The 13956-nt window shown below is 70.4% G+C and carries 10 protein-coding genes; 7 read left to right on the top strand and 3 right to left on the bottom strand.

Features of this window, described 5'->3' with window-relative positions:
* Positions 1-58: 58 nt before the first annotated feature.
* Positions 59-1429 (top strand): IS66 family transposase, encoded by a 1371-nt coding sequence (gene tnpC, locus OG371_RS32455; protein ID WP_329059339.1) that lies wholly within the window; start codon positions 59-61, stop codon positions 1427-1429.
* A 103-nt stretch (positions 1430-1532) separates the two neighbouring features.
* On the opposite strand, the gene OG371_RS32450 is transcribed toward tnpC (OG371_RS32455), so the two are convergent.
* Positions 1533-2687 (bottom strand): ROK family transcriptional regulator, encoded by a 1155-nt coding sequence (locus OG371_RS32450; RefSeq protein WP_442876191.1) that lies wholly within the window; start codon positions 2685-2687, stop codon positions 1533-1535.
* A gap of 332 nt (positions 2688-3019) precedes the next feature.
* Here OG371_RS32450 and OG371_RS32445 point away from each other — a divergent pair, with 332 nt between their 5' ends.
* The 4 genes from OG371_RS32445 to OG371_RS32430 all read left to right on the top strand — a co-directional run bounded on the left by OG371_RS32445 (position 3020) and on the right by OG371_RS32430 (position 9484).
* Positions 3020-4471 (top strand): APC family permease, encoded by a 1452-nt coding sequence (locus OG371_RS32445; RefSeq protein ID WP_329059348.1) that lies wholly within the window; start codon positions 3020-3022, stop codon positions 4469-4471.
* Positions 4472-4482: 11 nt separating this feature from the next.
* Positions 4483-7383: a glycosyl hydrolase 2 galactose-binding domain-containing protein gene (locus OG371_RS32440; protein WP_329059345.1), complete on the top strand. Its 2901-nt coding sequence runs from the start codon at positions 4483-4485 to the stop codon at positions 7381-7383.
* The gene (locus OG371_RS32435; RefSeq protein ID WP_329059343.1) at positions 7380-8276 is read left to right on the top strand and encodes an ROK family protein; all 897 of its coding nucleotides are present in this window, start codon (positions 7380-7382) and stop codon (positions 8274-8276) included. The genes OG371_RS32440 and OG371_RS32435 overlap by 4 nt, the downstream gene beginning before the upstream one ends.
* 125 nt (positions 8277-8401) lie before the next feature.
* Complete coding sequence (locus OG371_RS32430) at positions 8402-9484, top strand: IS630 family transposase (protein WP_329059341.1); 1083 nt, start codon at positions 8402-8404, stop codon at positions 9482-9484.
* Between the two features lie 25 nt (positions 9485-9509).
* Here OG371_RS32430 and tnpC (OG371_RS32425) read toward each other — a convergent pair whose 3' ends face one another.
* Both tnpC (OG371_RS32425) and OG371_RS32420 read right to left on the bottom strand, forming a co-directional pair.
* Positions 9510-10880, bottom strand: coding sequence for an IS66 family transposase (tnpC, locus tag OG371_RS32425; protein ID WP_329059339.1), 1371 nt, complete (start codon positions 10878-10880; stop codon positions 9510-9512).
* A gap of 277 nt (positions 10881-11157) precedes the next feature.
* Positions 11158-11799, bottom strand: a complete 642-nt coding sequence (locus OG371_RS32420) for a TetR/AcrR family transcriptional regulator (protein ID WP_329059337.1) — start codon at positions 11797-11799, stop codon at positions 11158-11160.
* Positions 11800-12102: 303 nt separating this feature from the next.
* Between OG371_RS32420 and OG371_RS32415 the strand changes: the two genes are divergently transcribed.
* The gene (locus OG371_RS32415) at positions 12103-13194 is read left to right on the top strand and encodes a J domain-containing protein (protein ID WP_329059335.1); all 1092 of its coding nucleotides are present in this window, start codon (positions 12103-12105) and stop codon (positions 13192-13194) included.
* A 114-nt stretch (positions 13195-13308) separates the two neighbouring features.
* Positions 13309-13956, top strand: coding sequence for a DUF998 domain-containing protein (locus OG371_RS32410; protein ID WP_329059333.1), 648 nt, complete (start codon positions 13309-13311; stop codon positions 13954-13956).

The following is a 13956-nucleotide window of genomic DNA, read 5'->3' as shown; positions in this document are numbered from 1 at the left end:
GCGTCCGTCGTATGACGAGCTTGCTGCTCTGGTGGTGTCTCAGGCCGCGACGATTGCGATGTTGCGTGATGAGGTCGAGCGGCTCACGCTGCGGGTCGCGGAGCTGGAACGGCAGCTGAAGACCAACTCGCGGAACTCGTCGAAGCCCCCGTCGCAGGACGTCTACGCGAAACCGGCGCCGAAGTCGCTGCGCGGCAAAACAGGTCGTGGGCAAGGGAAGCAACCCGGTTCGGCGGGTGCGAGCCTGAAGCTGGTCGAGGACCCCGGCGCCGTCGTCGATCACATCCCGTCGGCGTGTTCGGGCTGCGGAGCCGGTTTGCGGAACCGGCCCAGCGTGGACGTGGTCCGCCGCCAGGTGCACGACCTGCCCGAGATCGTCCCGGTGGTGACCGAGCACCGGCTGCACCGGCGGCGCTGCCGGTGCGGGGTCCTCACCACCGCGGCCGCTCCGGCCGAGGCGACCGCCCCCGCGTGCTACGGGCCGAACATCACCGCGTTGGCGGCTTATCTGCTGACGTATCAGCACATTCCGATCGCCCGCGCCGCGGAACTGCTCGCCGAGGCGATGAGCATGGCAGTGTCCACCGGCTGGGTCTCCTCCGTGCTGAGCCGGGTCGCACCGCAGCTGGAGCCATTCGTCGACGCGACCCAGGACGCGCTGCGCCGAACGCCGGTGGCGCATTTCGACGAAACCGCGCTACGCGCGGGAGGCGCCCGGTTCTGGTTGCATTCGGCCTCCACCGACCGGCTCACGACCTACCTGCTGCACCCCAAACGCGGCCGCGGCGCCATCGACGCCTTCGACATCCTGCCCCGCTTCACCGGCATCGCCGTGCACGACGGCTGGCACCCCTACCGCACCTACGACGTCACCCACGCGCTCTGCAACGCCCACCACCAGCGCGAACTGGTCGCGGCCGCCGACGCCCACCCCGAGCAGGACTGGCCCGCGCAGCTGCGCGGCGTGCTCGACGAACTCAACACCGCCGCCCACACCGCCCGCGAGCTCGGCCTCGACGAACTGCCCGGCGAAGTCCTCGACCCGATGACCAGCCGCTTCGACACCCACCTCGCCACCGGACTGCAGCTGCACACCCGCAACCACACCGGACACCCCCAAGGCGGCAGACCCGCCCAAACCAAAACCCGAGCCCTGCTCGAACGACTGCACCGACATCGCGACGACGTCCTGCGATTCGCGTTCGACCTGACCGTTCCCTTCACCAACAACCAGGCCGAACGCGACATCCGCATGACCAAAACCCAACTCAAACTCGCCGGCTGGCGCACCACCCCCGGCGCCACCACCTGGCTCACCGTCCGCTCCTACATCTCCACCCTCCGCAAAAACGGCATCCACGTCCTCACCGCACTCCGCGACGCCATCACCGGAAACCCCTGGCTACCAACACACCCAGCAACCACCTGACTAGTTACCAGAACGGTTCTAACCGGCACCGGCACTCACGAGTCCGTTGGTGGAGTCGGTGGGGGCGCGTCGGGCGCCGTCGGGTCTGGTGAGTCGCGGGGGTTCAGGCGCGGCGTGGTTCGCGGCGGTCGAAGACCAGGTCGCGGGCTGTGCTGAGGGCGGTGGTGATCGCGCCGGCCAGGACGGCTTCCGAGCCCAGTTGGCCGGCGATGATCTCCGCGGTGAATGGCGTTGTCGCGGCCAGGGTGCGGCGCATCGGGGCGGCGAGGAGGTCCGCGTTGCCGCCGATGCCGCCGCCCAGGACGATCAGGCCCGGGTCGAGCACGGCGGTCACCGCGGCCACCACGTGTGCCAGGTGCACGGCCTCCGCCTCGACCACCTGCAGGGCCAACGGATCGCCTTCGCGGGCGAGGCGGAAGACGTCCTTTGCCGTGCGGGCCTTGGTGACTCCCAGCTCTCGGGCGTGCGCGACCACGGCGTGCGCCGCCGCGGCGTCCTCCATCGGGCCCGGGCGTTTGGCACGGGCGCCGCCGGAGCCCGCCGGCAGGTCCGCGATCTCGCCGGCCGCGCCGTGGGCACCGCGGAACAACTTTCCGTCCACCAGCACGCCCATTCCGATGCCGGTGCCGACGGTCAGGCACACCAGCACGTCGACCCCCAGCGCCGCGCCGAGCGCGTGCTCGCCGACCGCGCACAGGTTCGCGTCGTTCTCCACCACCAGTTCCGAGCCGTGCGCGCCCAGCTCGTCGGCCAGCTCGTGCAGCAGGCCCTTGCGCTCCCAGCCGGGCAGGTTCGGCGCGCGGTGCACGGTGCCGGTGCGCGCGTCCGGGATGCCCGGCGTGCCGACGACCGTCGCGACGACGTCCCTCGGCGCCAACCCGGCCGAAGCCACCGCCCGCGAGACGGCCTCGCTGACCGTCCGCACCAGCGCGCCGGCCGAACGGCAGCGGTTCGGCTCGTCCAGCCGCGCGACGATGCTGCCGTCCAGATCCGCGATGGCCACCCGGATCGACCGCCGCCCGATGTCCACCCCGGCCACGTGCCCGGCCTCCGGCGCGGCCCGGTACACCACGGCCGCGCGCCCCGGCCCGGACAGGCTGTGCCCGGCCGCCCGGACGAGCCCGTACTGCTCCAGATCGAGCAACGCCTGCCCGACAGTCGGCTTCGACAACCCGGTGTCCCCGGCGATCTGCGGACGGGTCGCCTCGCCGTGATCGCGCAACCGTTGCAGCACCAGACGCTGGTTCAACGCCCGCATACTCGCGGGCGTCCCGACTTGCGGGGCCGGCCCGATCGGCCGTCCCGGCTCGGCCGCGGTGATCGCTCGCAGCTCGCGCGCCATACGTCCTCCTTGCGCCCCACCGCCCGCGCCGCCACAGCCCGCCGTATCCGTGCCCAGGCGTGACACTGGTTCCCGTGCCACCTCCGCCACCTGCGGCTCGTCCCCGCGCGCCCCGTCCGCAACCACGCTTGCCCCGTCCTCGTTCTGCTCGTGTTTCCACAACTTTCCACAACTTTACAAACGGATCCCTTCCCGCCCCGTACATCTTATGTTAAGAAGCTTTACTAACTATCGGATGGAGGCACGACGTGAGCTCACCCACCCGTTCGGGGGGCCCGGGGGCGGCGGACCTTTCGCCCACCGGCCTCGAACGCAAGATCGGGCCGCTGCAGGCGACGGCGATCAACATGACGCAGATGTGCGGGATCGGCCCGTTCGTCACCATCCCCGCGATGGTCGCGACCATGGGCGGCCCGCAGGCGATGTTCGGCTGGATCATCGGCGCGATCATCGCCCTCGCCGACGGCCTCGTCTGGGCCGAGCTCGGCGCCGCGCTGCCCGGCGCCGGCGGCACGTACGTCTACCTCCGTGAGGCGTTCCAGTACCGCACCGGGCGGCTGATGCCGTTCCTGTTCGCGTGGAGCGCCGTGCTGTTCATCCCGCTGATCATGTCCACCGGCATCATCGGCCTGGTCCAGTACCTCGGCTACCTGATCCCCGGCGTGACCGGCGACGGCGGCACCACCCCGCTCGGCAAGATCATCGGCATCGCCATCGTCGTGGTGATCGTGCTCGCGCTGTTCCGCCGCATCGGGCAGATCAGCAAGCTCACCACCGGGCTGTTCGTGATCATGCTGTTCGCCGTGCTGGCCGTGATCATCGCGGCCTTCTCGCACTTCAGCGGCGCGCAGGCGTTCGCCTTCACACCCGGCGCGTTCGGCTCGGGCGGCGCGTTCTGGGGCGGCCTCGGCGCCGGCCTGGTCATCGCGATCTACGACTACCTCGGCTACAACACCTCGGCCTACCTCGGCGGCGAGGTGCGCAACCCCGGCCGGACACTGCCCCGCTCGATCATCTACTCCATCCTCGGCATCATGTCGCTCTACTTCCTGCTCCAGGTGGGCGTGCTCGGCTCGATCCCGTTGGACGAGCTGAAGAGCGCGACGTCGGTCGCCTCCAGCGTGCTGGAGCAGGCGTGGGGCTCGGTCACCGCGAAGGTGATCACCGTCCTGATCGTCATCGCCGCCATCGGCTCGGTGTTCGCCGGCCTGCTCGGCGGCTCGCGCGTGCCGTTCGAAGCCGCGCGTGACAAGGTTTTCCTGCCCGTTTTCGCCAAGCTGCACCCGCGGCTCAACCTGCCCACGGCGGGCGTGCTCACCATGGGCGTGATCACCGCGGTCGGCTCGCTGTTCACCCTGACCGACGTCATCAACGCCGCCGTCACGGTGCTCGTGATCATCCAGTCGATCGCGCAGGTCGCCGCCATCGTGGTGCTGCGCCACCGCCAGCCGCGGCTCAACCGGCCGTACCGGCAGTGGCTCTACCCGGTCCCGACGATCATCGCGCTGGCCGGCTGGGTGTACATCTACGTCTCGAGCACCTGGCTCTCGATCATCCTGTCCGTGGCCTGGATCCTGCTCGGCGTCGTCGCCTTCCTGATCTACGCGGCGGCCGAGAAGACCTGGCCGTTCGGGCCGAAGGAAATCCGCGATGCGTTCGCCTCGGCGGGCACCACGACCACCGAAGGGGCTCAGGCATGAGGAAACCGCCCATGGCCAGGATCGCCGCGGCCGCCGCGCTGATCCTGGTGCCCGGGGTGCTGAGCGCGACCACGCCGGCCTCGGCCCAGGTCACGCCGCAGCCGCAGGCCGCCGCCGCGCGGCCGCACGGGCTGTCCACGATCGGGCTGGCCGGCTGGCAGGTGCTCACCACCGCGAGCGTCAAGGACGGCGGCGCCAAGGTGTCCGCTCCCGGCTATTCCACCGCGGGCTGGCTGCCGGTGAAGCCGGACGACGCCGGCGCGCCCGGCACCGAGATCAACGCGCTGGTGCAGAACGGCAAGTGCCCCAACGTCTTCTACTCCGACAACCTGCGCAAGTGCTTCGGCTACGTGGACAAGCTCGGCCCGGTGGTGACCAAGCCGTTCTCCGACCCGTGGTGGTTCCGCACGGACTTCGACCCGTCGTTCACCGCGGGCCAGTCCGGCAAGCTGACCATCCCGGGCATCGTCGGCGAGGGCGACGTCTGGGTCAACGGCACGCTGGTGGCGGGCAAGGACGTGGTGAGCGGCGCGTTCGCCGGGCACACTTTCGACGTCTCGAAGCTGCTGAAGCCGGGCAAGAACAGCCTGGCGATCAAGGTCTACCCGAACGACCCGACCAAGATGTACACCCTCGACAACGCCGACTGGAGCCAGATCCCACCGGACAACAACACCGGCCTCCAGTACCCGCCGACGCTGCAGCTGTCCGGCGCGCTCACCGGCGACAACGCCCACGTGGTGCAAGACAACGCGGCCGACCTGTCCACGTCCTCGCTCACGGTGAAGGTGGACGTCACGAACAACGCGGCGACCGCGCAGACCGGTGATGTCGCGGCCACCGTCACCCCGCCTGGGGGTGCCAGTGCCCCGGTCGTGGCCGAGCAGCCGGTCACGGTTCCCGCGCACGGCAAGCAGACCGTGACGTTCACGCCGGCGAAGTTCCCGCAGCTGAAGATCGGTAAGCCGCAGGCGTGGTGGCCGTACTCGATGGGCGCACAGCCGCTGTACACCCTGGGCACGGCGGTTTCCCAGGGCGGCGTGCTGTCCACGTCCTCTTCGGACACTTTCGGCATCCGCACGGTGACCTCGAAGCTGATCGGCAAGTCCACCCCGCTGCCCGACGGCGCGCGCAAGTTCGCCGTCAACGGCAAGGACTTCGTGTTCCGCGGCGGCGGCTTCGCGCCGGACCTGTTCCTGCACTACGACAAGGCCGACACCGCGCACCAGCTCGCGCTGATCAAGAACATGGGCCTGTCCGGCGTCCGGCTCGAGGGTCACGACATGCCGCAGGACTTCTACGACCAGGCCGACCGCGCCGGGCTGCTGGTACTCGGCGGCTTCCTGTGCTGTGACGCCTGGCAGCCCGAGGACGTCTCGAAGCTGACCGAGCGCGACTACACGATCATGCACGACTCGGCCTACTCGATCGGCCAGCGCGAGCGCAGCCACCCGAGCGTCATCGTCTACGGCTGGAGCGACAACGCGCCGGTCGCGCGCCAGGAGACCGAGAGCCTGAACGCCTTCAAGGACGCGGACTTCCAGGTCCCGATCATCGCCTCGGCGGAGTACAAGAGCACGCCGACGCTGGGCAGCTCGGGGGAGAAGGAGGGGCCGTACGACTGGGTCCCGCCGTCCTACTGGTACGACACCTCGCACTTCGACAAGACCGATTCGAGCCGCACCAACGCGGGCGGCTCGTGGGGCTTCGCCAGTGAGCAGAGCGCCGGGCACACCGTGCCGACGCTGGACTCGATCAAGCGGTTCCTCTCCCCGGCCGAGCAGGCGAAGCTGTGGCAGGACCCGGCGTACAACCAGTACCACGCCAATTTCGAGCCCGACCACGGCGGTTACGCCTTCGGCACGCTGTACACATTGGACAACTCCATCACCCACCGGTACGGCGCCTGGGACTCGCTCGAGTCCTATGTGGAGTCCGCGCAGCTGGCGAACTACGAGAACACCCGCTCGCAGTTCGAGTCCTTCCTGGCGCACTCCACGGACAAGAACAACCCGTCCACCGGCGTCGTCTACTGGCAGCTGAACAAGGGCTGGCCGACGCTGCTCTGGTCGCTGTACAACGACGACGGCGACCAGCCGGGCGCGTTCTTCGGCGCGAAGAAGGCCAACAAGCCGTTGCACGCGATCTACGGCTACGACACCGGGCAGGTGACCGTCGACAACCTCGGCGCCACCGGGGAGTCCGGGCTTTCGGTGCAGGCGAAGGTCTACGACACCGCGGGCAAGGTGCTCGACGACCAGACCGCGAAGAACCTCTCGCTCGGCAGCCAGGGCGTGGTGACCGGCGTGCTGAAGCCGAAGGTGCCGGCCGAGACGAAGGCGCCGGCCAAGGCGCAGGTGTACTTCGTCGAGCTGCAGGTCAGCCAGGGCGGCAAGGTGGTCGACCGCAACGTCTACTGGATGTCCACGCAGAAGGACGTCGTCGACTGGGGCAAGACCCTGGGCCAGCCGCAGGCGACGCTGAGCCAGTACGGCGACCTGACGGCGCTGCGGGACCTGCCGAAGTCGCAGGTCGGCGTGACGGCCTCGACGAAGGCCGCGCCCGGTCCGGACGGCGCCGACACCGCGACCACGGTGACGGTGACCAACACGTCGAAGACCCCGGCCGTCGGGTTCTTCCTGCGGGCCGACGTCCGCCGGGGCACGCCGGACGGGCACGCGGCGGCCGGTGACAACCAGCTGGCCGCGGCGACCTGGGACGACAACGACATCACGTTGTGGCCCGGGCAGTCGCAGACGCTGACCGTCAGCTACAAGGCGGCGGACCTGCACGGCGCGCCGGCCGTGATCAGCGTGGCCGGGTTCAACACCGGCAGCGTCGTGGTGCCGGCCGGTGGGCATCGCGGGCCGCACGCGGCCATTCCGCCGAAGGTCGAGGGGACCCGCGAGTGACGTCCGAAGAACTGGTCCTGGGCATCGATTTCGGCGGCACGAAGGTGGCGCTGGGCCTCGCCCGCCGTGACGGCACCCTGCTGGCCACGCGCCGGCTGGACACCGACGCGGCGGCGGGGGCCGAGCAGGTGGTGACGCGCGCGCTCGCCGGGGCCAGGTCCCTGGTCGCCGACGAGCGCGCGCACCTGGGCTCGGTGGGCGTGGTCAGCCCCGGGATCGTGCTGCCGGACCGCATCCTCCTCGCGCCGAACGTGCCGGGGTGGGAGCGGCTGCACCTGAAGGAGCTGGTGGCCGCCGAATTCCCGGACCTGCCGATCGCGGTCGGCACGGACGCGAAGGCGGCGGCGCTGGCGGAGTGGAAGTGGGGCACGCTCGCCGGGGCCGACCCGGCGGTGTTCCTCTCGCTGGGCACCGGCATCGCGGCGGCGGTGCTGGTCGGCGGCCGCCTGCTGACCGGCGCCAACGGGGCCGCGGGCGAGATCGGCTACAACCTGCTCGCCCCGCCGGACACCGACGGTTTCGCCAGCGGTGCGGCGCCGCTGGAGGAGGCCGTGGGCGGGCGCGGGCTGGGCAGCCGGGCGAGCGCGCTGCTCGGCCGCCCGGTCACCGCCGGCGAGCTGTTCGCCTTGGCCCGGGAGAACACCCAGGCCAAGGAACTGGTCACGGCGGCCCTCGACGAGCTGTCCATGCACGTGGCCAACCTGGCCATCGCGTTCGACCCGCAACGCGTCTCGGTGGGCGGCGGCCTGGTCCGCTCGGCCGATGTGCTGCTGCCCGCCCTGCGCGACCGCCTGGCCGCGGCGGTTCCGTTCCCGCCCGAACTGGTCCCGGCGCGGTTCGACCAGGACGCCTCCCTGCTCGGCGCCGTCGCGCTGGCGCTGGGGGAGGGTTAGAGACACCCGGGCGGAACCACTCCGATGACTCGTGAGTGTTCATGACGGTTCTAACCGGCATGGTAACTAGTGTCGTGTGATGCTGTTTAGTTTACGTGTGGTCTACTTGTCGGATGGAGTTGACGGTGGACGAGCGTGCTGAGTTGCGGGCGCTGGTGAACAGTTCGGACGTGCCGGCGTCGGTGGCGACGCGGGCGCGGATCGTGTTGTGGTGGGCGGAGGGGCGGCAGAAGCAGGAGATCGCGGCGTTGGCGGGGGTGTCGCGGCCGACGGTGAATTTCTGGTTGTCCCGCTATGGCACCGAAGGGATCGCGGGGTTGCTGGAGCGGCCGCGTGGGGCTGGCCGGGAGCAGGTTCCAGCGTCGATCCGGGCCCGGATCCTGGCGGCCACGCGCACCAGTCCGCCTGGTGAGTTGGGGTTGTCGCACTGGTCGAGCCGGGAGATGGCCGTGTTCATCACGCGCACTGAGGGGGTGTCGGTGTCGCATCATTACGTGGCGAAGCTGTGGCGCGAGAACGGGTTGAAGCCGCATCGTCAGGGCACGTTCAAGATCAGCAAGGACCCGGCCTTCGCCGAGAAGGTCGCTGACATCGTCGGGCTGTATCTCGACCCGCCGGGCGGGGCCGTGGTGCTCTCGATCGACGAGAAGACCCAGATCCAGGCCTTGGACCGCACTCAGCCGCTGCTGCCGATCGAGTTCGACGCGAGCGAGAAACGCACCCACGACTACGTCCGGCACGGCACCACGAACCTGTTCGCCGCACTCAACGTGAGCACCGGAGAGGTGTTCGGCGAGTGCACCCCCACCCGCAACGGTGCCGACTTCCTCGCCTTCCTCAAGAAGGCGGTGAAACCTCACGCGGGCACCGAGATCCACGTCGTCCTGGACAACCTGTCCACCCACACCACGCCCGACGTCATGGCGTGGCTGGAGAAAAACCCGCACGTGCGCTTCCACTTCACCCCCAAAGGTTCCTCCTGGCTCAACCAGATCGAAACCTGGTTCAGCATCGCCACCCGCCAGTCCATCCGCCGCGGCACCTTCACCAGCGTCAAAGTCCTGATCAAGCAGATCCGCGACTACATCATCCACTGGAACACCGACGCCACACCGTTCACCTGGACCGCCACCACCGAGGACATCCTCGCCAAAGTCCGCCTCGTCCAAGCCAACATCAAGAAACTCGTCGACAACAACACTAAGTAAAGCCAACAGAATCACGAGACACTAGTCAGGTGGTTGCTGGGTGTGTTGGTAGCCAGGGGTTTCCGGTGATGGCGTCGCGGAGTGCGGTGAGGACGTGGATGCCGTTTTTGCGGAGGGTGGAGATGTAGGAGCGGACGGTGAGCCAGGTGGTGGCGCCGGGGGTGGTGCGCCAGCCGGCGAGTTTGAGTTGGGTTTTGGTCATGCGGATGTCGCGTTCGGCCTGGTTGTTGGTGAAGGGAACGGTCAGGTCGAACGCGAATCGCAGGACGTCGTCGCGATGTCGGTGCAGTCGTTCGAGCAGGGCTCGGGTTTTGGTTTGGGCGGGTCTGCCGCCTTGGGGGTGTCCGGTGTGGTTGCGGGTGTGCAGCTGCAGTCCGGTGGCGAGGTGGGTGTCGAAGCGGCTGGTCATCGGGTCGAGGACTTCGCCGGGCAGTTCGTCGAGGCCGAGCTCGCGGGCGGTGTGGGCGGCGGTGTTGAGTTCGTCGAGCACGCCGCGCAGCTGCGCGGGCCAGTCCTGCTCGGGGTGGGCGTCGGCGGCCGCGACCAGTTCGCGCTGGTGGTGGGCGTTGCAGAGCGCGTGGGTGACGTCGTAGGTGCGGTAGGGGTGCCAGCCGTCGTGCACGGCGATGCCGGTGAAGCGGGGCAGGATGTCGAAGGCGTCGATGGCGCCGCGGCCGCGTTTGGGGTGCAGCAGGTAGGTCGTGAGCCGGTCGGTGGAGGCCGAATGCAACCAGAACCGGGCGCCTCCCGCGCGTAGCGCGGTTTCGTCGAAATGCGCCACCGGCGTTCGGCGCAGCGCGTCCTGGGTCGCGTCGACGAATGGCTCCAGCTGCGGTGCGACCCGGCTCAGCACGGAGGAGACCCAGCCGGTGGACACTGCCATGCTCATCGCCTCGGCGAGCAGTTCCGCGGCGCGGGCGATCGGAATGTGCTGATACGTCAGCAGATAAGCCGCCAACGCGGTGATGTTCGGCCCGTAGCACGCGGGGGCGGTCGCCTCGGCCGGAGCGGCCGCGGTGGTGAGGACCCCGCACCGGCAGCGCCGCCGGTGCAGCCGGTGCTCGGTCACCACCGGGACGATCTCGGGCAGGTCGTGCACCTGGCGGCGGACCACGTCCACGCTGGGCCGGTTCCGCAAACCGGCTCCGCAGCCCGAACACGCCGACGGGATGTGATCGACGACGGCGCCGGGGTCCTCGACCAGCTTCAGGCTCGCACCCGCCGAACCGGGTTGCTTCCCTTGCCCACGACCTGTTTTGCCGCGCAGCGACTTCGGCGCCGGTTTCGCGTAGACGTCCTGCGACGGGGGCTTCGACGAGTTCCGCGAGTTGGTCTTCAGCTGCCGTTCCAGCTCCGCGACCCGCAGCGTGAGCCGCTCGACCTCATCACGCAACATCGCAATCGTCGCGGCCTGAGACACCACCAGAGCAGCAAGCTCGTCATACGACGGACGCCCATCCCCGCTCACGTGGTGATCATCGCAGAGCGACGATCACCACATGAACGGGGACCTGACTAGTTACCCGGCATGAACACTCACGAGTCCCGCACAGCAGCTGCCTCAACGGGACCCAGCAGGGCGCCAGACCGGCCAGGCCCGCGAACGAGGCCTTCACCGACTCCAGCCCGAGGGACTCGTGAGTGGCCATGCCGGTTAGAACCGTCACCAACACTCACGAGCCCCGCAAAGCGCGCGCCTCAACGAGACCCAGCAGGGCAGCCAAGTCATCCTCGAATTCGGTGTCCCAGGTGACGTCGGGGTCGAGGCGGGGGCCGAGGCGGTGGTGGCCGGGCAGGTCGGACGGGGCGAAGCGGGCTCGGCGGGACCGTGCGGCACGGCGGGCCGCCGCGAAGCGGCCTTCGGCCTCCGAAAGCACAAAGCCCGCCACAAAAGTGGTCAGCAGCCGCTCCAAGCGGGGCACGTCCGCAGGCGGTACGCCCGCGTCGAGCAGGGCCGTGTACCAGCGGTCGGTGACCACCAGAGCCTCGTCGGCCGCGGACGCACCCGCCGTGAACAGCAGGCCCGCCAGCGCCGGATGCGCCCGGGCCACGCCGCGCAATCCCCCGGCCAGCCGGCGCAGCCGTTCCAGCGGCGGGAGGTCCGCGGCCGGCTCGGGCAGGAGGCCCAGCAGGTGGCCGGCGACGGCGTCCAGCAGGTCGTCCTTGCTGCGGAAATAGCCGTACAGCGCCATCGGCGTGAGGCCGAGCCGGGCCGCGACCGCGCGCATCGACACCGCGGCCGCACCCCGCTCCCCCGCCAGCTCCACCGCCGCCCCGACGATCTCCGGACGACGGGCGGCCTTCAGTTTCCGCACGGCCCCGAGTCTGCGGGGCCGATCCCGTCCCCCGCGGCCCGGAAGGCCGAGCGGAACCCGATCGAGCGACCGACAACCACCGACAGTCACGACCAGCCCCGAACCGATACACTGGAACGGACCCATCCGTCACTGTCCACTGTGGTCACTACGCACTCGGCGTACCGGCGCGTTCCCCGGGACGGCTCCCCAACGGCAGCACCACGGAACCGATTCACCCCGGCGCGCCGCGGAGGCGGTTGGCGGCGCCGATCGGGGACCCCATAGTGTTGCCGCGCCAGCCATCCGGAGGTGGAACGCGTCGTGCCCGAAGTCGACTACTACGCGGTGCTGGGCGTGGGGAAGACGGCCTCGCCCGCGGAGGTCAAGGCGGCCTACCGGCGGCTCGCCAAGACGCTGCACCCCGACGCCGGGGGCACCGTCGGCACGTTCCAGCTGCTCCGCGAGGCCTACGACACGCTGAGTGACCCCCGGCGTCGCACCGGGTACGACGCGGGAATCCCCGCCGTGCACACGCGCCCGGCGGCGCGGCCGAAGCGGCGGCGGTTCAGCGAGGAGCCCGGCTTCGTGCCGGAGCCGCTGGACCTGGCGCCCGAGGACCTCGACTGGTGGGTCTTCGCCGGTGAGGACACGCGCATGCGGCACGGCCGGCGCCGCGGGCCGGGGCACACGCCGGTGGTCGCGGCGGTCGCCGGCATGGTGCTCGTGCTGTTGCCGCTGCTCGCCGGGGTGGACTTCACGCCGCCGGTGCTGATCGTCTGGCTGCTGCTCACCGCGGGCACCGCACTGCTCGTGCAACGCCTCGCGCGCGGCTACCTCGCGGCGCGCAAGGCCCGCACCGAATTCGCCGAGGAGTTCGGCGGCACCCCCGTGTTCGGCCACCCGGGTGTGGAGGCCGACGAGCTGGCCGAGCGGCTCACCGCCGACCTGCTCGAGCGCTACCTCACCCGCCTGCCCGGCGCCCGCATCTTCCACGGCCTGTCCTGGCCGGGCTCGGTGTTCGCCGACGTCGACCACGCCGTGCTGTGCGGCAAGCGCCTGGTGCTCGTCGAGTCGAAACTCTGGCTGCCCGGCCATTACGAGACCGCCGAAGACGGCCGCCTGCTGCGTAACGGCCGCGCCTTCCGCGGCGGCGGCAGCCGGCTGGCCGAGAGCCTCGACGCCTACCGCGAGCTGCTGCCCGGCGTGGCCCTGCGCGGCGCGATGATCGTGTACCCCAGCCGCGAGGGCGAGGTCACCACCGCCGACCCCGACGGCGAGCCCGGCCCGCCGATGACGCCGGAGCAGTTCCTGCACGAGATCGGCGGCTGGCTGGCGGCCGACCCGTCCACTGTGGACCATCACGCCCTGCGCGCGGTCCGCGGCCAGGTGGTCGGCAGCGGACGGGCGGCCTAACCGGCACCGGCCGCGGAACGGGCCAGGGCGGCCCAGCGACGGGGCCGGAGCCACGGGGCCCGAGCGGATCTTCTGCTCACACGGACCCGAACCCGGCTTGGTTAATCTCGAAGGATGACCGCCCTCGCCCAGGACCGCCGTCCCGCCCGGCTCGCGATCGCCGGCATCGCCGCACTGGCCCTCGGCGCGGTGGGCGTCCTCGTGCTCGGGCTCGTGCCGCCGACCGACCAGATCAGCGTCACCCGCCGCACGATCAGCGAATACGGGCTCAGCGACAACAAATGGGTCTTCGACCTCGCCGTGGTGCTCGTGGCCCTGGGCTCCGCCGTCAGCCTCGCGGTCCTGCGCCTGCAACGGCGGCTGCCGGTCGTCTCCGCGATCTTCGGCGGGCTGTGGACGATCGGGCTGCTGGTGATCGTCGCGTTCCCGAAGACCGACTGGGCCGCGGGCGCCGACTCCGGCGCGGGCGGCACGCTCCACCGCGCGGCCAGCGTGCTCGCGTTCGTCTGCCTGCCGCTGGCCGTCCTGCTCGCCGCGCGCACGGCGTTCCCGCACTCACCCCAGCGGCGCTTCGCCGCGCGACTGCTCGCCGCGCTCTCGCTCGGCTGGTTCGCGATCATCCTCGGCGCCATCGCCGTCGCCGCCTTCACCGACGGGCGCTGGTGGGAGATCATCCCGCTCGGCCTGGTCGAACGCGGGATGGCGCTCACCGAACTCGTCGCGCTGGCGGCGCTGGCCGCCCCCGCGCGTCAACTCTCCTGA

This window comes from Amycolatopsis sp. NBC_01480, from assembly GCF_036227205.1.
In the GTDB taxonomy this organism is placed as follows: Bacteria; Actinomycetota; Actinomycetes; order Mycobacteriales; family Pseudonocardiaceae; genus Amycolatopsis.
The sequence above is the reverse complement of the archived record's forward strand: the minus strand, read 5'-3'. Positions and strand labels throughout refer to the sequence as shown.

Excerpts from the sequence above, each read along its gene's own strand:
- tnpC (WP_329059339.1), top strand. The coding sequence starts at position 59 with ATGTTGCGTGATGAGGTCGAGCGGCTCACGCTGCGGGTCGCGGAGCTG.
- OG371_RS32450 (WP_442876191.1), bottom strand. The coding sequence starts at position 2,687 with ATGCGGGCGTTGAACCAGCGTCTGGTGCTGCAACGGTTGCGCGATCAC.
- OG371_RS32440 (WP_329059345.1), top strand. The coding sequence starts at position 4,483 with ATGGCCAGGATCGCCGCGGCCGCCGCGCTGATCCTGGTGCCCGGGGTG.
- tnpC (WP_329059339.1), bottom strand. The coding sequence starts at position 10,880 with ATGTTGCGTGATGAGGTCGAGCGGCTCACGCTGCGGGTCGCGGAGCTG.
- OG371_RS32410 (WP_329059333.1), top strand. The coding sequence starts at position 13,309 with ATGACCGCCCTCGCCCAGGACCGCCGTCCCGCCCGGCTCGCGATCGCC.